Source organism: Desulfosoma profundi, assembly GCF_055387865.1.
The window spans coordinates 1,648,265-1,666,043 of sequence record NZ_AP042420.1; the positions used below are offsets into that span (position 1 = coordinate 1,648,265).

Here is a 17,779-nt window from a genome sequence, read left to right on the forward strand (position 1 = left end):
CAAGAGGGGGAAACCCCGGCCACGGGCATGGGTCAACGCAACCTAAGGGGGAGGTAAAGAGATGTTGGGACCCTTTGAGGGCGTTCGTATCTTGGACCTTTCGCGGCTTCTTCCCGGGCCTTTTTGCTCCATGCTTTTGGCTGATCTCGGTGCCGACGTTCTCAAGATTGAAGATCCCAGGGTTGGTGACTATATCCGTTGGTGGCCGCCAAAAATCGGGCGCAACAGCGGCTTCCATGTGGTTTTGAATCGCAACAAACGCTCTGTCACGCTCAACCTCAAGGACCCCAAGGGGCAGGAAATCTTCCGAAAGCTCGTGACAACGGCAGACGTCATCCTCGAGGGGTTTCGGCCCGGGGTCATGGGACGGTTGGGACTGGATTATGAATCCCTGCGAAAGATTCGTCCAGGCCTCATCTACTGTGCCATCACAGGGTACGGACAAGAGGGGGCGCGGGCTCTTCGGGCAGGTCATGACATCAATTATCTCGCATTAAGTGGCGTATTGTCTTATTGCGGTCAAGGGCCGACGCCGGCTTTACCTGGAGTTCAAATCGGCGATCTTGGCGGTGGAGCCCTCATGGCGGCTTTTAGCATCGCTGCAGCACTTTTTGCTCGAGAACGAACGGGCGTCGGACAAATGATCGACATCTCCATGACCGACGGGGCAACCATGTGGAACTGCCTGCGGTGGGGAAAATTCCTGGCCGATGGCAAGATTCCTACCCCCGGGGATGACCTCCTGAACCACGGCCTCGCCTGTTACAACATCTATCGGACGAAAGATGCTCGCTTCATGAGTCTCGGGGCTTTGGAACCTCAGTTTTGGAAAGCTTTTTGCCACGTCATGAACCGACCGGATTGGGATCGCCCGGATTACTTCGACCCGGGAGCGCACCAAAAGGAGTTGGCAGAAGAAATTGCCCGGGTCTTCATGGAAAAAACTCAAGCGGAATGGGTTGCCGTTTTTCAAGATCACGATTGCTGCTGCGAGCCGGTGCTGAATCTGAACGAAGTTATGACTGATCCGGCAATGAAGGCGCGTCGGATGGTGGTGGAGCTGACTCACGAAATCTGGGGGACGTATCGGCAGTTGGGGTGTGCCCCAAAATTTTCAGAAAGCCCCGCGAACATGCATCTCCATGCGCCGGAATTGGGGGAGCACACCGTGGATGTGCTGGCAGAATTGGGGTTCGGAACGGAAGAGATCCAGCGGCTGAAATCCCAAGGGGTCGTGTGACCTTTGCGTTTCGGGATACGCCATCCCCTGGACATACGGGAGAGCTGCGCTACGGGGCCGCCGGCACTCAACTCACCGACGTTCCATTCCTCCGATGGGAGGCACCAGCCCCCACAGAGCCGCATGAACGCACCGGTGCCCCCTCAGAAAAGTCCCGGCAGATTACGAAAGGACATGCGGAAGGATTCGCGGGCAAGAAGTTTCTAGCGGGAATAACCCGGTAATTCGATGGTTGTGCAGCTGCTTCCCGGCGAACAGCTCTTGGATGTCACCCGAGCTGAATCTTTGCCGGAAGCAGAGCTTCCCATGACGTAGCTCACACGGCTCAATACGCGCTCCATTTCTTCTCCGTGGCATCGTTCACACGTTAGAGTCGGTTGGCTTTGTGAGCTGGACGTCAGAATTTCCTGAATGTGACCGCACCGAGTACACCGGAATTCGTAAATCGGCATCGTTTTCCCTCAAATTCGATTCCATTGCGCTTCCATGAGACGTAAAGTTACGGTACCAAAGGCGTGCCCACAAGTCAATGAAACGGTCCGGCGTGGCATCCCTCTAAGGGGCTGCGGATGACACTGTGCGCTCCCGATTCCAATCGGACTTGCTTTGCGTGTTGCCCTCCGATCCGGCCGAGAGGATATGACCCATTGGATTGGGTCGGGTCTTTAAAACGGGAGTTTCGAGAACATCGTGAAGCGTTCGTGAAGAATGTGCTTTGCGAAAAACCGATTGTGGGGTTTTCCTGTTGGGCGCTGGGATACCTCGATGCGAACGGTGGGGCGATCGGCTGCCTGCTTCACCCCGTTCGCCATGGAGGTGAGGATCTTCGGCATCTCACGGGCTACAAGGAGAAGTGTGCCCGAGAGTTGTGTCTCCAGGCCAAACATTTCGAGGCACTGAGCCCCGAAACCCGGTCTTTTTGGCTTGGAGTTACCGAAGGATTGGGATCCTTCTATTATTCAAGTCCCCGAGCCAACCCTCTTTTCCACCTCCTCTTGTGGGGACCACTTATCCTCGAAAATCTAGCGGTTTGGGGAACACGAAACGGACTCACGGTCACTGAGATTCTTCACGACTACCCCTTTCTGACCCGCGAAGACTTCGTTCCCCGAGGGTACCGATTTTTGGTGGAGTCGGTGGTTCAGCATGTCCCCGAACCCAATGTCTGGGAGAATCATCGAATCGAGGCCGCAGCCCTGGACATCCACGAGCGTCTTCGCGGCGCCCTCCGCGGTTTCCATGATGAGTTGCGGCGCCCCCCATTGGTCTATGTTCACCAAAGCGGCGTCGGCGTATCTTTTGCGGACTATCTCCTCCTGGTCCACGGTCTCAGGAAAGGAAATCACTACGAGCTCTGGCGGCTTAAGGAAGAAGCCGGCGAAACAGCTCAGGTCGTCTTGCAAGCCGGACCGTGACCGTTGTCGCCATGCTTTTTCAACTTGCCACAAAATGGTGTTTTGACCGGGCGATAGAGCTTTTGACCGATCCCGTCCAATCAATCCGAATCCGCTGGACGGCCGGCATCCAGGATTCTTTCCGTAAGCTGTTCGCAGGCGAAGAGCAATGATTCCAAATCGAGGGTTTCCAGTACGCGGGCATCGAAAAGAAACTTGACCCTCGCGGGAAAGCCCTCCTCACGATCCCCGGCCCACCAAAGCAAACGAATCCGGACCTTGGGCAAGAGCCGGCATTCACCGACCCAGTCGGCGTGCCCCGGCGCAACGGGCAATTCCTCGAAAAGACCGGCGGTAGCGCGGCGCAGGGACTGCGGGTCCTCAGGGAAAGTCTTTGATAGGGGTTCTTCACAATGAGCCTTCAAACTTTTCACCTTGGAGACGGAATTCGGGAGGCTCTCCATGCCTACCCATCGCCCCGAAGGCTCCACAGCCCCACCAATGACGTAATTGTAAAGGAAAATTTTCTCCCAGGGACTTAATTGACGTCCCGTTAAGGACTGCACGTCGTCTTGTGAAACGATCACTTCATCGTCCACGTATTTCAGCCGCAAGACCGGCATGGCGACATTATGGTCAGTCCAATGGGCTCCCAAGGCCGTAGCATTTTCGGGGGTCAACCATGGAGCCACCTGACTACGCAGAAATTCCAATGTTTTTTCGAAGCTTTCCCGTTTTTTTCCAATGCCCTGATCCAGCTGTTGATCTATGAGTGCTTGAGAAGTCCGCATGAGCTCCCGATCCAGGTGCGGACACATGTCCAGGGTGATTTCTCCCACAACGGCTTGGGTAGCAAAAGCCAAGCATGTGGGATAGCCGCAATCACCACAATTGGTCTTTGGTGTGAGTCGGTAGATATCCAAAGGGACGATTCTGCGTTTCAACGCTTCTCTTTTGCTTTCCATGACGGATCCTTTTTCTTCATCTGATACCTTAACGATATCCTGACGGCGTCAGTGGCACGGATCCTGGACCCTCCTTCTCAGTGCGGAGCCATCAGCTCACGACCCCCTTCGCTCCCGGTTTATCTTGACGCTGACCCTAGAGTTCTTTAACTTTTTTAGTGATCGACAGCCAGACACATGTTGTGACACTGGCGCATCATCGCGACGTGGGCAGGAGGCGAGCCACGGTGAAGGCGGACAAAGAAACCCTGGTACATGAAATTCTTTCCATGAAAGAGCGGATGGATCTGTTGTATCGAGAAACGGTCCAGGCGGTCCAATCGGCGGAGGAAAAAGAAGTCTCGCCCGGGTGGCAGCCTGTAGCTGATGTATTCGAAAATGACAAAGAATGGGTTGCGGTTGTTGATCTTCCAGGCGTTTGTCAAGAGCATTTTACCGTTGAACTCACTCAGAATACCCTCATGCTTCATGGGACAAGACACGAGCTGACCGTCGGGTCGCAAAACACGATTGTACGGGAAAGACCGTGGGGCCCGTTCAGCAGACGGTGGTCGCTACCCGAAAACATTATCTCGGAAAAAGTTTCCGCAGATTATCGACATGGCGTGCTGACCATCGTGGTTCCCAAGAACCCTGCACCTTCGCGCAAAGTGCCAGTGCGGGCCGACAATTAGAGTCAAGGAGGATCAAGCATGGCAAATCGTTTTCGAACCTTGATACTTATGACAGCTCTGACGATGATCATCGTCTTTTTGGGCCGGCTCTTGGGAGGATCCACGGGGATGATGATCGCTCTAGCGTTGGCGCTGATCATGAATTTCGGGTCTTACTGGTTTTCCGATAAAATTGTTTTGGCCATGTATAGGGCGCAGCCGGTTTCAGAGTACGAGGCTCCGGAACTGTATCGCATGGTCAGGGAATTGGCCATAAACGCGGGGCTTCCCATGCCGAAAGTGGCCATTATCCCGTCGGAAACACCCAACGCGTTCGCTACGGGGAGAAATCCGCAAAATGCCGTTGTGGCTGTGACCGAAGGGATCCTGCGTTTGCTCAGCCCCAATGAACTTCGGGGTGTGCTCGCCCATGAGCTGGCGCATATCAAAAACCGTGACATTCTCGTCGGAACCATCGCCGCTTCCATGGCCGGCGCCGTCATGCTCATTGCCGACATGCTGCGATGGGGTGCCGTTTTTGGCGGCTTTCGCGGAGGCGATGACGAAGAAGGCGGGGGCATGGGTTTTGTGGGAGCTTTGGTGCTGGCAATCGTCGCTCCCATTGCGGCAATGCTTATCCAAATGGCGATCTCTCGGTCTCGTGAATACCTGGCGGACGAGACCGGCGCCATGATCTCTCAAAATCCCTTGGGGCTTGCCGGGGCTTTGGAAAAGTTGGCCATTGCCTCTGAGCGCATCCCCATGGTGGAGGCCAAACCAGCGACGGCCCATCTTTTCACTGTTAATCCCTTGTCCGGAAGCGCACTCGTTCGATTGTTCAGCACCCATCCACCCATTGAAGAACGCATCCGTCGCCTGCGCGCCATGGCAAGGTAACTCTTTTTTCCTGTCAGGGAGGCGGTCTTTACAACCGCCTCCTTGCCTCCCCCACGGCGAGGTGTTCTTTTTTCGTTTTGACAGAGCCCGCCTTTTTCACTAAAGCTCCCCTTCGGTGTGTGTTCCATGTTTCACATCCCTAACGTTCAGGACGGGGTGCCGGCCAACTTGGCGCCCCATGAGGACATCGGACATGAGTACGGTCGTGGTCATCGGGACCCAGTGGGGTGATGAAGGAAAGGGCAAAGTTGTCGATCTGCTCACGGCCCGCGCCGACTATGTGGTGCGTTTTCAAGGCGGGAACAATGCGGGGCATACTCTGGTGGTCGGCGGTCGAAAGATCATCCTTCATTTGACGCCGTCGGGCATTCTCCACCCGGGCAAAGTATGCATGATCGGCAACGGTGTGGTGGTGGATCCCAGGGTGCTGCTGGATGAATTGGAGCGGCTGAAGGATTTCGGAGTGGACATCGTCCCGGAGAAGCTGTTGATCAGCCCTTACGCCCATGTGATCATGCCGTATCATCGGATGTTGGATCTGGCTCGAGAGGCTCGAAAAGGAGCCGGCAAGATCGGCACAACCGGCCGAGGAATCGGTCCCTGCTACGAAGATAAAGTCGCCCGCATGGGCGTCCGTGTCCATCACCTGCTGGAGAAAGCGGCACTGAGACGGCGGCTCGAAGAAGTTTTGGACGAGAAGAACTTCCTCCTGACCCAACATTACCGTCAGGCCCCCGTGGAAATGGAAGCCGTCCTGGAGGAGTACCACGCTTACGGATGTCGTTTGGCTCCTTTTGTGGCCGACGTGTCCGCCAGACTGCAGAGGGCATTGGAATCGAGACAAGCGATTCTATTTGAAGGCGCTCAGGGCACGCACCTGGATGTCGATCATGGGACCTATCCTTTCGTCACCTCATCCAACACCGTGGCAGGCAATGCGTGCTGCGGATCGGGCATCGGCCCAACGAAGATCAATCATGTGTTGGGAATCATGAAAGCCTATACGACCCGGGTGGGGGCAGGCCCCTTTCCCACAGAACTTTCAGATTCCATTGGTGAACACATCCGCACGTGCGGCGGAGAGTTTGGATCGACCACCGGGCGGCCACGCCGTTGTGGATGGTTGGACTTGTGCGTCGTCAAGGACGCGGTACGTTTAAACGGGCTAGCCAGTTTGGCCGTGACCAAGCTCGATGTGCTCACGGGCCTTCCACGCCTGCGTATGGCCGTGGGGTACCGTTGCGCCGGGACCTTGCTGGACGGCGTCCCTGCCGAATTGGAACGAATGGAACAATGTGAACCCATTTATGAAGAATTTGACGGATGGGAAGCCGATCTGCGTCAGGTGCGACATTTCGATGACCTCCCTGGAACCACGAGACGCTACCTCGAAGCTGTCCAAGATCACCTCGGAATCCCTTTTTCCATCATCTCGGTCGGCCCCGGCCGGGAAGAGACGATTGTGCTTAGAGACCCCTTTTCTTTTTCCTCTTAGGAGGGTTTTCTTAGGACAGGCCGAGGGATCGAGGTGCCCGATGCGCGCCGCGTAAAAAGACGGGATGCGGTTGACAGAACTTCCATGCCCCGGCTATAGTGATTTTGATCACAACATATTTCCGAATCTTTATTTGCTTTGTCTGACAGTCGGCGTGAGAGGATCCCAATGGAGGAGCTCGCCAGGGGATCGGCCATCCATCGCCTTGCGACCGTCACCGATCTGAGCGTGGCTCAGTTCCAGTACAGCCCGCCCCTTCCTTGCTCTCCCTTTCCAATTCGCGTCCATTCTTGTCCCCGCATCTGTTCTCTTCCCCCTTTGGGAGTCATCTTTTGTGCCTTGAAGCGCCCAAGGCGGCCATAAATGCAAGGGTAAGGAAAGGAGGTGCGAGGATCAGGGCAGCGTTTTAAAGGGTCTCTGGACCCGCCGAGGTCATTGCGCGGCCAAGAGACCGAGGAAGGTTACAGCCCTCGAGAATCACGTGAACTTTTTGAGAGGAGGTCAAAGATGAAGCTGTCGCGCCGGGATTTTCTGAAAATTTCGGGGGCGGCGACGGCGGGGTTGGCTCTGAGCGGTTGCACGACCATGGGGTTCCAAAAAAAACCCGTGGAAGAGCAAGCATGGAAGCTCAGGACCAAAGACGCCAAAGAAACGCCCAGCATCTGCTGCTATTGCGGAGTCGGTTGCGGCATCATTTGCCATACCGATCGGCAAACCGGGAAGGTCATCTACACCGAAGGGGACGCCGATCATCCCATCAATCAGGGCTCTTTGTGCGCCAAAGGGGCGTCGTCTTACCAGTTGGCCATCAACGACAAACGGGTCACCAAAGTTCTCTATCGGGCCCCTTATAGTGATAAGTGGGAAGAAAAAACGTGGGATTGGGCTCTTAAGGAAATCGCCGCTCGCGTCAAGGCCAGCCGAGACAAGGGCTTTACGGTGAAAAATGCGAAAAATGAAGTCGTGAACCGGTGCGACAGCATCGCATCCGTGGGGAGCGCTGCCTTGGACAACGAGGAGTGCTGGGTGTACCAGGCCATGCTGCGTGCCCTCGGACTGGTGTACATCGAACACCAGGCCCGTATTTGACACAGCCCGACGGTAGCGGCTCTGGCAGAGTCGTTCGGACGCGGCGCGATGACGAATCATTGGATTGACCTCAAGAACAGTGATTGTATTCTCATCATGGGAAGCAACGCTGCAGAAAATCATCCCATTTCGTTCCGTTGGATCATGAAGGCCAAGGATCGAGGGGCAACGGTCATAAACGTGGATCCCCGTTATACCCGGACCTCCACCAAAGCCGATTTCTATACGGCTTTGCGATCTGGTACGGACATCGCCTTTCTGGGTGGAATGATCAATTATATTCTCTCCAATGTTCTTTATTTTAAAGACTATGTCACCTATTACTCAAACGCCAGCTTTATTGTCGGAGAAAAATACGATTTCAAGGATGGACTGTTTTCAGGGTTTGATCCGGCAACCAAAAAATATGACAAAAGCTTCTGGGCCTATGAACTGGACGAGAACGGTTTGCCCAAAAAAGACTTCACGTTGAAGCATCCTCGCTGTGTGTTTCAGTTGTTGAAAAAACATTATGCTCGATACACCCTGGATAAGGTATCCAAGGTCACGGGCACACCGAAAGAAGACCTGAAAAAAGTCTATGAACTCTACAGCGCCACGGGGAAACCGGACAAAGCGGGAACAATTTTATATGCGATGGGCTGGACACAACACACCGTGGGTGTCCAAAACATCCGGGCGATGTCCATTATCCAGATCCTTCTGGGCAACATGGGCATCGCCGGCGGCGGTGTGAATGCGTTGCGCGGTGAATCGAATGTGCAGGGCTCTACGGACCACGGCCTGCTTTACCACGTTTGGCCTGGCTATAACCCCGTTCCGACGGGGTCGACACCGACCCTTGCTGATTACTTCAAGAAGTTTACGCCAGTGTCCAAAGATCCCATGAGTGCCAACTGGTGGCAGAACCGGCCCAAATACGTGGTCAGTTTTCTGAAAGCCATGTTTGGAGACGCCGCTGACGCTTCCAATGACTTCGGCTATGGGTGGATGCCGAAACTGGATGACGGCAAGGCTTATAGCTGGCTGGATCTTTTCGATGCCATGTATAAAGGGCAATTCAGCGGCTTTTTCGCGTGGGGCCAAAACCCGGCGTGCAGCGGGGCCAACTCTGTCAAAACCCGGGAAGCTCTGAGCAAGCTGGACTGGATGGTCAACGTCAATTTGTTCCACAATGAAACAGGTTCCTTTTGGCAAGCCCCCGGCATGGATCCCAAAAAGATTAAAACGGAAGTCTTTTTGCTGCCATGCGCAGCTTTTATGGAAAAGGAGGGTTCCGTTACCAATTCCGGCCGATGGGCACAGTGGCGCTTTAAGGCTCAGGAACCCCCGGGAGAAGCCAAGCCCGATGGCGATATTATTGTCAAACTTTTTGAAGAAATCCGGAAACTGTATGCCAAAGAAGGGGGCGCATTCCCCGATCCCATCCTGAAACTCAAATGGGATTATACGACCAACGGCCATTTCGATCCGCACAAAGTGGCACGCACGATCAATGGGGAGTTCACGAAGGATGTGACCATTGGGGACAAGACCTACAAGAAGGGCCAATCCGTGCCGTCCTTTGCGCTCTTGCGGGATGACGGATCTACAAGCAGCGGTTGCTGGATCTACTGTCAAAGCTACACGGACGACGGCAACAAAATGGCCCGGCGCGACAATAAGGACACCAGCGCTATCGGGCTGTATTCCAATTGGGCATGGTGTTGGCCCCTGAACCGGCGAATCATCTACAACAGGGCTTCGGTGGACCTCATGGGACGTCCCTGGAACCCGGCACGCCCTGTGATCAGCTTCGCAGGGGAGGTTAAGGAAGGAAAGTATGTCTCCTCCAAGTGGGTCGGTGATGTGCCGGACGGCGGCTGGTATCCCATGAAAAATCCAGACGGGAGTCCCCACCCTGAGGGCAAATATCCTTTCATTATGAAACCTTATGGTTTCGCGGATATTTTCGGACCCGGACTGGCCGACGGTCCCTTCCCGGAACATTACGAACCCATTGAATGTCCCGTGGACAAAAACCTTTTTAGCTCCCAGTTCACGAATCCGGTTGCGCCATTGTACGGAACCGAAAAAGACGTCTACAAGACCTGTGACCCTCGGTATCCATTTGTCGCCACCACGTACCGAGTGACCGAGCATTGGCAGACAGGGGTGCTGACGCGATGGCAGCCGTGGCTCTTGGAGGCGGAGCCCCAGGTATTTGTGGAAATGAGCGAAGAACTGGCCAAGCTCCGGGGCATCAAGAACGGCGAAACGGTCATTGTGGAATCGGCCCGAGGATCATTGGAAGCCGTCGCCATCGTGACGAAGCGATTCCGGCCGTTCCTGGTCCACGGTCAGGAAATTCACCAGGTGGGATTGCCATGGCATTTCGGATGGGTCTGGCCGCCTCAAGGGGGTGAAAGTGCCAATCTGCTCACACCCTCCACCGGGGATCCCAATACCCGTATTCCGGAATCCAAGGCTTTTATGGTCAACGTGCGAAAGAAGGGAGTCTAGGCCATGGCAGGAATGAGTTTCTTCATCGACACGACCCGATGTACGGCCTGCCGTGGGTGCCAGATTGCGTGCAAGAACTGGAACCAAAACGGCGCCAGTATGACCAAAAATCTGGGAAGCCACCAGAACCCACCGGATTTGGACGGGAACACCTTCAAACTGGTCCGGTTCAGCGAATCCGAGGTGAACAACAAACCCGTTTGGTACTTCTTCGCCGACCAATGCCGCCATTGTCTTGAACCCCCGTGCAAGGATGCCATCGCCGGCTACACGGAAGGCGGGGTGATCCACGATGAAGAAACGGGGGCCGTCGTCTATACGGAAAAATCCAAGGAGGCCCCCATTGACGACGTGCGCGGGGCGTGCCCCTATGACGTTCCCCGTGCTCGGGAAGACGGTCGGATCGTCAAATGCACCATGTGCATCGACCGAGTGAAAAACGGCTTGATTCCGGCATGCGTCAAGATTTGTCCAACGGGAGCCATGAATTTCGGCCCTCGGGAAAGCATGCTGGATCTCGCCCGCACACGCCTTAACGATGTGAAGGGCCAATATCCCAAGGCACAGCTTCTCAACCCCGACGAGGTCCGGGTGATCTACCTTGTGGTGGACGATCCGACCAAGTACCATAGTCACGCCGTGGCGAGTTTGGGATCCGGCATTAACCGGAAATTGGCCCTGCGGCGCCTGTTCCAGCCGGCCAGGACAATGGCCAAGAGCCTGACCTTAGGCTAGGAGGGCGCGGCGGATCGATCATTGTGCACACCGGCGCGCCAGGCCTTAGAGGGCGACGCATGGTCGGTCGGACGCGATCGGTCGCAAAGCGAACATTCCAGAGAACCTGGGGTGGGGTGTGGCCGACAATTTGGAAGCTCTGAGATGAGTGTTTTGAGGGACGGGTTTCCCCGTCCCTCGTTTTTCGAGGGAAGGACGTTCAATGCCACAAGATCCTGAAACCGTCATGCGAAAAGCGATCTCACTCTCAAGATCGTTGAAACCGGCCTACCAGGAACTCTATGATTTCCTGGAAAAGCTCTTTACAGCGCAACTACGGGCCAAGCCCCGCTGCACGCTTCCTCCCATCTCCATGGACGCCGACCATATGCGTCATCTATGGAGTTCAGGTCGCCCACTGCTGCGACGCTGGGAATTTCCATTGGATATCCACACCGCCGAAGACGTGCTTCGCGCCATTGCCGAAGGCGTTCCCCCACACAATCAAGAGCTGTCCGGTGCGTGTTCAGCTCTTTCTCATGCCCTGGCCCAAAATCCATCGGCGAAGGACGCGGTGTGGGAAAGTTTTTTGCACCATGAGTGGAACCCGTGGGAAGAGTGGGTGGAAACCGCCGGAGTGGATCTGCCATCCCTCCTGTACGTGGCTCGCAGCTGTCTTCGCCCCAGTGTCGAACGAACGGCGGAAGAGTTGTTAAAAAAGGCTTCCCCGGACGATATTTGGAAGCAGGGCTATTGTCCCGTTTGTGGTTCCCTTCCAGCACTGATCAGCCTTGAACGGGAAGGGCAGCGGCGGGCACACTGCTCCTGGTGCGGCACGGTATGGCGGCTGGCACGGTTCCAATGTCCCTTCTGTGGGAATCGACGCCATGACGCCTTGGGGTATCTTTACGCGGAAGAAGAGCCCCGTTATCGCATTGATTACTGTGTGGAATGCCACCATTATTTCAAAACCATAGACGCGCGCGAGATGCTGTACCCCCCGTGGATTCCCTTGGAGGAGTGGACCACTTTGCATCTTGACTTGGTGGCCCAGAAAGCCCAGTGGAAGACACCGCCATCTCCAGCCCCGGCCGTCTATGGCGCAAACTCGTCGGCCGTTCCGTCTTGACTCAGTGCAACCTTGCCTTCATTATGCCCTAGAGAGCATGCTTTCGACAGAACCGAAAATCAGGATGGGCCGAAAACTCGAGGAAGAACGATCTGATGGCTTGGACACGACAGTGGCCGACCCTTTACCGCGAGCGGTTGGGACAAGCTCCGGACATTCTGTCGCGGGTTTTACAGGATGGGTGCCGGATCTTTGTGGGATCCGCGGCGGCTGAACCGCAGCATTTGGTACGAGCGATGCTGGAACTCCTGCCTCGGTATCGCGATGTGGAGATCTTCCAGGCTCTTTCCATGGGGGCTCTTCCTGAGGATTGGTCGGATCTGTCAAAACATTGTCGCCTGCGGACCTTTTTTCTAGGACCGAAAAGCCGAAAAGCGGCCAATACAGGTTTGGCGGATTACATTCCGTTGTATTTCAGCCAGGTTCCCAAGCTCCTTCGCGAAGAGAGCGCCCTGGGTCGCGACGTGAGCCTTGTGCAAGTGTCCCCTCCGGACGATCACGGCTTCTGTTCTTTAGGGATTGGAGTGGACGTCGCCAAAATCGCCGCAGAACATTCCCAGGTGGTCATCGCCCAGGTCAATCCCCGCATGCCCAGAACTTTGGGAGACACCTTTCTGCATGTGAGCCGCATTCACCATTTTGTGGAATACGAGGAACCGCTCCTGGAAATGACCTACCGCGAAAAGAGTGCCATGGCGGAACGGATGGCCCGTTATGTCTCCAGCCTTGTGGAGGACGGAGCGACAATCCAGGTAGGCCTCGGGCGGATCACCAACGGAGTGCTCCGGTACCTTGTGGACAAGAAAGACTTGGGCGTTCACTCGGAAATGATCACCGACGCTCATTTGGAGCTCATCCAAAAAGGCGTCATTACAGGCCGGAAAAAGTCCTTACACCGGGGTAAAATAATCACCAGTTTCTGCGTTGGATCCCGCCAGCTCTATGATTTTGTCCATAATAATCCGCAGGTGGAATTTCATCCCATCGACTATGTGAACAACAGCCGGATCATCAGCCAAAACGACCAAATGACGGCGATCAACTCCGCCCTGGAAATCGATCTCACAGGCCAAGTGTGCGCCGATTCCATCGGCCAGCGGATCTATAGTGGAATCGGTGGCTACGTCGACTTCATGCTCGGTGCGGCAAGCGCCCACCGAGGAAAAACCATCATTGTCCTCCCATCCACTAGCCCGGATGGAAGAAAATCACGAATCGTCAGCCGGCTCACGGACGGCGCTGGCGTGGTGAGTTCCCGAAGCGTTGTCCAATTTGTGGTGACCGAGTTCGGTATCGCTTCTCTTCACGGGAAAACCATCCGAGAAAGGGCGTTGGCGCTCATCAACATCGCCCATCCCAAGTTTCGGGAGAAGCTTTTGGAAGAAGCCAAGCGGCTCAGATACGTTTACCAAGACCAGATTCTGCCTCCCATCTTCGAGCCGCTGTATCCGGGCCAATGGGAAACACATCAGATCTTTCCAGAAAATGAAAAAGTCTTTTTCCGGCCCATCAAACCCACCGACGAGCGAGCCCTTCAGGAGTTTTTCTATTCGCTGCCTGACCAGGACATTTATTATCGTTTCTTATCGGCCATGCGCGTGTTTCCCCATCGGGATACCCAGGCCATGTGCAACATCGATTACGAACAAGAGATGGCCATTGTGGGAGTCATCGGGGAAATTGGAGCGGAAACCATCATCGGCCTCGGCCGGTACATTCTGGATCAGAAGACGAACATGGCCGAAGTGGATTTCGCCGTCCGGGCGCAATGGCAGCGTAAAGGTATCGGGACCTTCCTCCTCCATTACCTGTGTGAAATCGCCAAGGCCAAGGGCATCACGGGCTTCACGGCCTATGTCCTGGCTTCCAATAGAAAGATGCTCTCGGTTTTTCACAAAGTCGGTTATGTCATCCACAGCACCTTGGAAGATGGGATCTACGAGATTTCTTTTCGTTTCGACCAACCCGCACAAGTCTGCTTTACCGAAGCGGCGGAATCCGGTTCCGAGGAGTCCCGAGCCCCATGAGCTGGTTGAGTTCTGATTCAGGACGGTCCAATCCATCATTCAAAGCAGTCCCCTTCACTTCTTCCATCGGGTCGATTGACCCCAAACACCTGGCCTTTGACATTGACGGCGTGGTGGCAGATACCATGAAGGTTTTTGTGGACTTGGCCCGCGAGCGCTATGGGTTGCGGGACCTCACCAAGGAGCATCTCACGTGTTACGATCTGCATCGATGCGTCGCCGCCCCTCCCCATGTCATCGACGAATTGATCTGCTTGACCCTGGACGACGAACACACGGCCAAAATCCCGGCCATGGCGGGTGCCCCTCAGGTTCTGGAGCAGCTGGCTCAGTTGACACCATTGCGCTTTGTCACGGCCCGTGTGTGGCCCGAATCCATCGAGCGATGGCTGCATGCCCTTCTGCCCAGGGTCGATCGCCGCTGCATCACCGTGATTGCCACCGGAGATCCCGAAAAGAAGCATCGCATTCTGCACGACCTCAAGGTACGCCATTTCGTGGAAGACCGTTTGGAGACTTGTCATCTTCTCGCTCAAAACGGGATCCAGCCTATCCTATTCGATCAGCCTTGGAACCGAGAACCGGCACCTTTTCCGAGGGTGTCCACCTGGGAGGAGCTTCAAAGCGTTTTGCAGCTCGACCGAATGGCGTCGTGCTCATCGGACAAAATCCCCGACAATCTGCCCGAAGGGTGACCACCATGCTCAAGCGTATCCCTCAGCAGCCGAGTTTTCAGATTAAAGCGGACCGAGACGGTTTTTTACTCGTCTTGGGGGCAGAGGCCCCGCTGGAAAACCTTTTGGGGGAGCTGCGAAAGAAAGTCACCGAATCCCGGGGATTCTTTCAAAAATCCCGGATGATTCTGGATCTCCGAGAGCGGGATTTTCATGTGGACGAAGTGCAAGTCATCCGTACACTTTTAGAAGATGTGGGCGGGATTGAACTCCAAGAAATTCGCCTAGGGGAAAATCTCCAACCCTTTTTGACATGGGTTTCGGGTGTGCTGGGAATGACCGTCACAATTCCGGCCTGGAATCCGACAAATGGAAATCCACCTCGAGCAAACCGGGCTTTGGAGCACGAAACCACCGAGAGTGAGAGCGCTCCGCTGGTGGTGCGGCAAACCTGTCGGTCCGGAACGCGTATCGAATCACCCGCGGAATTGATCATCCTAGGCGACGTGAATCCGGGGGCTGAAATTCTCGCGGCGCGGGACATCATCGTCTTTGGCACCTTGAGAGGAATTGCCCACGCGGGGATCTATGGAGATCGAACCGCCAAAATTTGGGGGCTCCACATCGAACCCCAGCAGCTGCGTATCGCCGATGTGGTGGCGGTCCCGCCGCGAGAAAGGACGATGAAGCCCAAACGCTACGAGGTCGCCGAGGTCCGTGGGGACCGCATACAAGTCACCCGATTTTAGGACAGACCAGAGCTTCGGCAAGGAAGGAAGGGCCATGGCAGGACAAACGCTCGTTGTCACGTCAGGAAAAGGGGGCGTCGGCAAAACCACTACCGTCGCCAATCTGGGGACGGCGCTGGCCAAGAAAGGCTACAAAGTCGTCCTCATCGATGCGGATATCGGCTTACGCAATCTTGATGTCGTCATGGGATTGGAGAACCGCATCGTCTACAACCTTGTGGACATCGTCGAAGGCAAATGCCGCATCGAACAAGCGATGATCCGAGATCGTAAACTCAAGACTCTGCACATTATTCCCGCAGCTCAGACTCGGGAAAAGGATGCCGTCACCCCCGACCAGATGAAGACCCTGTGCCAACAACTGGCCGAAGAAAACGATTATGTGATCGTGGATTGCCCCGCCGGCATCGAACGGGGCTTCAAAAACGCCATTGCCGGGGCCCAAAAGGCTTTGGTGGTCACCACGCCGGAAGTTTCCGCCATTCGAGATGCCGATCGGGTCATCGGTCTCTTGGAAGCCAACTTGCTCAAAGAGATTCATCTGATCATCAACCGTCTCAATGCGAAGATGGTCAAAAAAGGTGATATGATGTCCACGGCCGATATCGTCTCTTTGTTGTCCATCCCCCTTATCGGCGTCATCCCGGAAAGCAGCGAGGTGGTGGTTTCCACGAACCGCGGCGTCCCGTTGGTTCACGAGCGAGGCAGCCGGGCTGGGCAAGCTTTTCAGAGAATCGCCGCTCGGCTCAACGGCGAAAACGTCCCTCTGGATGACGAGGAAGAAGAAAGCGGGTTTTTCAGTCGATTCAAGCGGATTTTCGGCGCGTAAAAGGAGATGTCGTCATGTTGAAAACCATTCAGAATTTCTTCCGTCAAAGAGGGAGCGCCGATACGGCCAAACAACGGCTAGGTGTCGTCCTCATGCACGACAGGCTCGACATCTCTCCACAACTGATGGAAGCCATCAAGAACGACATCATCGACGTCCTCTCGAGATATATGGAAATCGACCGTAAAACGATTAAAGTCGATTTTGAAAAGGGAAAGGATTACACGGCTCTCATTTCCAATGTGCATATCAAGAGGGTCTACCGCAACGCTGCCGCGACGTGATTTTTTCCCGAAGCGCCACGCCGCCGCAAGCGGATCCTGCAAGGTCCGACCCATAGAGGAATACCATGCCGCTTCAAGTGCTTCTAGCCGCTACACTCCGAAAGTATGTCCCCGGTTACGACCCGTTAACTGGCTTAGCCGTCACCGTACCCTCGGGAACCACGATCAGGGCTCTGGTGCAGCAATTGGGCCTTCCCGAAGAAGACGTCAAACTCATCATGGTCAACGGGATCGTCTCCTCCTGGGATGCGGTTCTTGCGGGTCACGAGCGCGTCGCTTTTTTCCCGCCTGTGGGCGGCGGCTGAACGGGAGAGAACCCCAAATTTTCCAGCCATGCCCTCACCTCTTTTTGGAGCAAGGTGTAGAAGGCTTCGCTTCCGCCGAGCCCCTTACGGCCGAAGTACCAATTGATTTCCAAGAATACCGGCGGTTCCCGTTTTTCCAGACCTTTTAGAGAGAATAGAAGATCGATACCGGCCAAATCAATCCCGGTCAGACGACACAAAGAACGAACCCAAGAACGCCCCACCGCTTGGAGTTCCGGATCAGCGGCGGCGTCGATCTCCGCTCCCTGGGCGGCATTGTGCAGAAAGTTGGATGGATCTTTCTGGACCCTCCAATAACTGATCATCGTCTGTCCCACAACGACGACGCGCAGATCCCGACCGTCGTTTTCTACGAAAGGCTGAACCACAAAACCGGGGAATCCGCTGCGCTCCATGCCTTCATAGATTTTCAAAAAACGGAGGGCTTCCTCCGGGCAGTCCGCTTTGAACACCAAGGATCCCTCGCCGCCGTAAGCGCTCTTCATAACGATAGGATACCGAAGTCCGATCCAGAAATGCGCTGGACAATGATTTACGGAGAGAAATAGGCGGCTTGGGGGGTGGGGCAGTCCGAGAGCGCGGAACAGGCGAATGTCGCCGATTTTTCCCGGGTAGAGGAATCGAGCGCGATAATTGGGAAACACATGGCGACAGTGCCTCACGGCCGCCCGGTAAAAAGACTCTCGGCAACCTTGCGGCAAGATGATCGCATCGGCACGTTTCATCCACTGCCGGTCTTCTTCATCAAGTTCGCGGCCGGCGCACAGCCTGTTCACATCCCCCTCGATCACTGGATGATAGGATAAGACCAC

Annotated in this window: 17 protein-coding genes; 14 read left to right on the top strand and 3 right to left on the bottom strand. The window is 55.2% G+C overall.

Annotated features, from left to right (window positions below; translation table 11 throughout):
- The first annotated feature begins 61 nt into the window (after nucleotides 1-61).
- A complete protein-coding gene (locus tag ACZ5K9_RS07090; protein ID WP_464273722.1) occupies nucleotides 62-1,240 on the top strand; it encodes a CaiB/BaiF CoA transferase family protein in 1,179 nt (392 codons plus the stop codon).
- 203 nt (nucleotides 1,241-1,443) lie between these two features.
- On the opposite strand, the gene ACZ5K9_RS07095 is transcribed toward ACZ5K9_RS07090, so the two are convergent.
- Nucleotides 1,444-1,692, bottom strand: a complete 249-nt coding sequence (locus ACZ5K9_RS07095; RefSeq protein ID WP_464273723.1) for an FmdB family zinc ribbon protein — start codon at nucleotides 1,690-1,692, stop codon at nucleotides 1,444-1,446.
- Between the two features lie 249 nt (nucleotides 1,693-1,941).
- Here ACZ5K9_RS07095 and ACZ5K9_RS07100 point away from each other — a divergent pair, with 249 nt between their 5' ends.
- The gene (locus ACZ5K9_RS07100; protein WP_464273724.1) at nucleotides 1,942-2,655 is read left to right on the top strand and encodes a DUF433 domain-containing protein; all 714 of its coding nucleotides are present in this window, start codon (nucleotides 1,942-1,944) and stop codon (nucleotides 2,653-2,655) included.
- 80 nt (nucleotides 2,656-2,735) lie between these two features.
- Here ACZ5K9_RS07100 and ACZ5K9_RS07105 read toward each other — a convergent pair whose 3' ends face one another.
- Nucleotides 2,736-3,599, bottom strand: coding sequence for a DUF3786 domain-containing protein (locus ACZ5K9_RS07105; protein ID WP_464273725.1), 864 nt, complete (start codon nucleotides 3,597-3,599; stop codon nucleotides 2,736-2,738).
- 227 nt (nucleotides 3,600-3,826) lie between these two features.
- Between ACZ5K9_RS07105 and ACZ5K9_RS07110 the strand changes: the two genes are divergently transcribed.
- The 12 genes from ACZ5K9_RS07110 to ACZ5K9_RS07165 all read left to right on the top strand — a co-directional run bounded on the left by ACZ5K9_RS07110 (nucleotide 3,827) and on the right by ACZ5K9_RS07165 (nucleotide 16,946).
- Nucleotides 3,827-4,273, top strand: coding sequence for an Hsp20/alpha crystallin family protein (locus tag ACZ5K9_RS07110; RefSeq protein WP_464273726.1), 447 nt, complete (start codon nucleotides 3,827-3,829; stop codon nucleotides 4,271-4,273).
- 18 nt (nucleotides 4,274-4,291) lie between these two features.
- Nucleotides 4,292-5,149, top strand: a complete 858-nt coding sequence (htpX, locus tag ACZ5K9_RS07115) for a zinc metalloprotease HtpX (protein ID WP_464273727.1) — start codon at nucleotides 4,292-4,294, stop codon at nucleotides 5,147-5,149.
- A gap of 193 nt (nucleotides 5,150-5,342) precedes the next feature.
- A complete protein-coding gene (locus ACZ5K9_RS07120) occupies nucleotides 5,343-6,644 on the top strand; it encodes an adenylosuccinate synthase (RefSeq protein ID WP_464273728.1) in 1,302 nt (433 codons plus the stop codon).
- 507 nt (nucleotides 6,645-7,151) lie between these two features.
- A complete protein-coding gene (fdnG, locus tag ACZ5K9_RS07125) occupies nucleotides 7,152-10,235 on the top strand; it encodes a formate dehydrogenase-N subunit alpha (RefSeq protein ID WP_464273729.1) in 3,084 nt (1,027 codons plus the stop codon).
- Nucleotides 10,236-10,238: 3 nt separating this feature from the next.
- On the top strand, nucleotides 10,239-10,970 hold the full coding sequence (locus ACZ5K9_RS07130; protein WP_464273730.1) for a 4Fe-4S dicluster domain-containing protein: 732 nt from the start codon (nucleotides 10,239-10,241) through the stop codon (nucleotides 10,968-10,970).
- Between the two features lie 202 nt (nucleotides 10,971-11,172).
- Complete coding sequence (locus ACZ5K9_RS07135) at nucleotides 11,173-12,078, top strand: formate dehydrogenase accessory protein FdhE (protein ID WP_464273731.1); 906 nt, start codon at nucleotides 11,173-11,175, stop codon at nucleotides 12,076-12,078.
- Nucleotides 12,079-12,173: 95 nt separating this feature from the next.
- The gene (locus ACZ5K9_RS07140) at nucleotides 12,174-14,105 is read left to right on the top strand and encodes a GNAT family N-acetyltransferase (protein WP_464273732.1); all 1,932 of its coding nucleotides are present in this window, start codon (nucleotides 12,174-12,176) and stop codon (nucleotides 14,103-14,105) included.
- Nucleotides 14,102-14,800: a 5' nucleotidase, NT5C type gene (locus ACZ5K9_RS07145; protein ID WP_464273733.1), complete on the top strand. Its 699-nt coding sequence runs from the start codon at nucleotides 14,102-14,104 to the stop codon at nucleotides 14,798-14,800. The genes ACZ5K9_RS07140 and ACZ5K9_RS07145 overlap by 4 nt, the downstream gene beginning before the upstream one ends.
- 5 nt (nucleotides 14,801-14,805) lie before the next feature.
- A complete protein-coding gene (gene minC, locus ACZ5K9_RS07150; protein WP_464273734.1) occupies nucleotides 14,806-15,528 on the top strand; it encodes a septum site-determining protein MinC in 723 nt (240 codons plus the stop codon).
- Nucleotides 15,529-15,562: 34 nt separating this feature from the next.
- Complete coding sequence (minD, locus tag ACZ5K9_RS07155) at nucleotides 15,563-16,357, top strand: septum site-determining protein MinD (RefSeq protein WP_464273735.1); 795 nt, start codon at nucleotides 15,563-15,565, stop codon at nucleotides 16,355-16,357.
- Between the two features lie 14 nt (nucleotides 16,358-16,371).
- Nucleotides 16,372-16,641, top strand: coding sequence for a cell division topological specificity factor MinE (minE, locus tag ACZ5K9_RS07160; protein ID WP_464273736.1), 270 nt, complete (start codon nucleotides 16,372-16,374; stop codon nucleotides 16,639-16,641).
- A 65-nt stretch (nucleotides 16,642-16,706) separates the two neighbouring features.
- Nucleotides 16,707-16,946 (top strand): MoaD/ThiS family protein, encoded by a 240-nt coding sequence (locus tag ACZ5K9_RS07165; RefSeq protein WP_464273737.1) that lies wholly within the window; start codon nucleotides 16,707-16,709, stop codon nucleotides 16,944-16,946.
- On the opposite strand, the gene ACZ5K9_RS07170 is transcribed toward ACZ5K9_RS07165, so the two are convergent.
- On the bottom strand, nucleotides 16,904-17,779 hold the full coding sequence (locus ACZ5K9_RS07170) for an ATP-grasp domain-containing protein (protein ID WP_464273738.1): 876 nt from the start codon (nucleotides 17,777-17,779) through the stop codon (nucleotides 16,904-16,906). The genes ACZ5K9_RS07165 and ACZ5K9_RS07170 overlap by 43 nt on opposite strands.

What these genes read in the sequence shown, in the direction of transcription:
- minC (WP_464273734.1), top strand. Translation starts at nt 14,806, where the DNA reads ATGCTCAAGCGTATCCCTCAGCAGCCGAGTTTTCAGATTAAAGCGGAC.
- ACZ5K9_RS07105 (WP_464273725.1), bottom strand. Translation starts at nt 3,599, where the DNA reads ATGGAAAGCAAAAGAGAAGCGTTGAAACGCAGAATCGTCCCTTTGGAT.
- minD (WP_464273735.1), top strand. Translation starts at nt 15,563, where the DNA reads ATGGCAGGACAAACGCTCGTTGTCACGTCAGGAAAAGGGGGCGTCGGC.
- ACZ5K9_RS07165 (WP_464273737.1), top strand. Translation starts at nt 16,707, where the DNA reads ATGCCGCTTCAAGTGCTTCTAGCCGCTACACTCCGAAAGTATGTCCCC.
- ACZ5K9_RS07140 (WP_464273732.1), top strand. Translation starts at nt 12,174, where the DNA reads ATGGCTTGGACACGACAGTGGCCGACCCTTTACCGCGAGCGGTTGGGA.
- ACZ5K9_RS07145 (WP_464273733.1), top strand. Translation starts at nt 14,102, where the DNA reads ATGAGCTGGTTGAGTTCTGATTCAGGACGGTCCAATCCATCATTCAAA.
- ACZ5K9_RS07130 (WP_464273730.1), top strand. Translation starts at nt 10,239, where the DNA reads ATGGCAGGAATGAGTTTCTTCATCGACACGACCCGATGTACGGCCTGC.
- ACZ5K9_RS07090 (WP_464273722.1), top strand. Translation starts at nt 62, where the DNA reads ATGTTGGGACCCTTTGAGGGCGTTCGTATCTTGGACCTTTCGCGGCTT.
- htpX (WP_464273727.1), top strand. Translation starts at nt 4,292, where the DNA reads ATGGCAAATCGTTTTCGAACCTTGATACTTATGACAGCTCTGACGATG.
- ACZ5K9_RS07120 (WP_464273728.1), top strand. Translation starts at nt 5,343, where the DNA reads ATGAGTACGGTCGTGGTCATCGGGACCCAGTGGGGTGATGAAGGAAAG.
- ACZ5K9_RS07135 (WP_464273731.1), top strand. Translation starts at nt 11,173, where the DNA reads ATGCCACAAGATCCTGAAACCGTCATGCGAAAAGCGATCTCACTCTCA.
- minE (WP_464273736.1), top strand. Translation starts at nt 16,372, where the DNA reads ATGTTGAAAACCATTCAGAATTTCTTCCGTCAAAGAGGGAGCGCCGAT.
- ACZ5K9_RS07095 (WP_464273723.1), bottom strand. Translation starts at nt 1,692, where the DNA reads ATGCCGATTTACGAATTCCGGTGTACTCGGTGCGGTCACATTCAGGAA.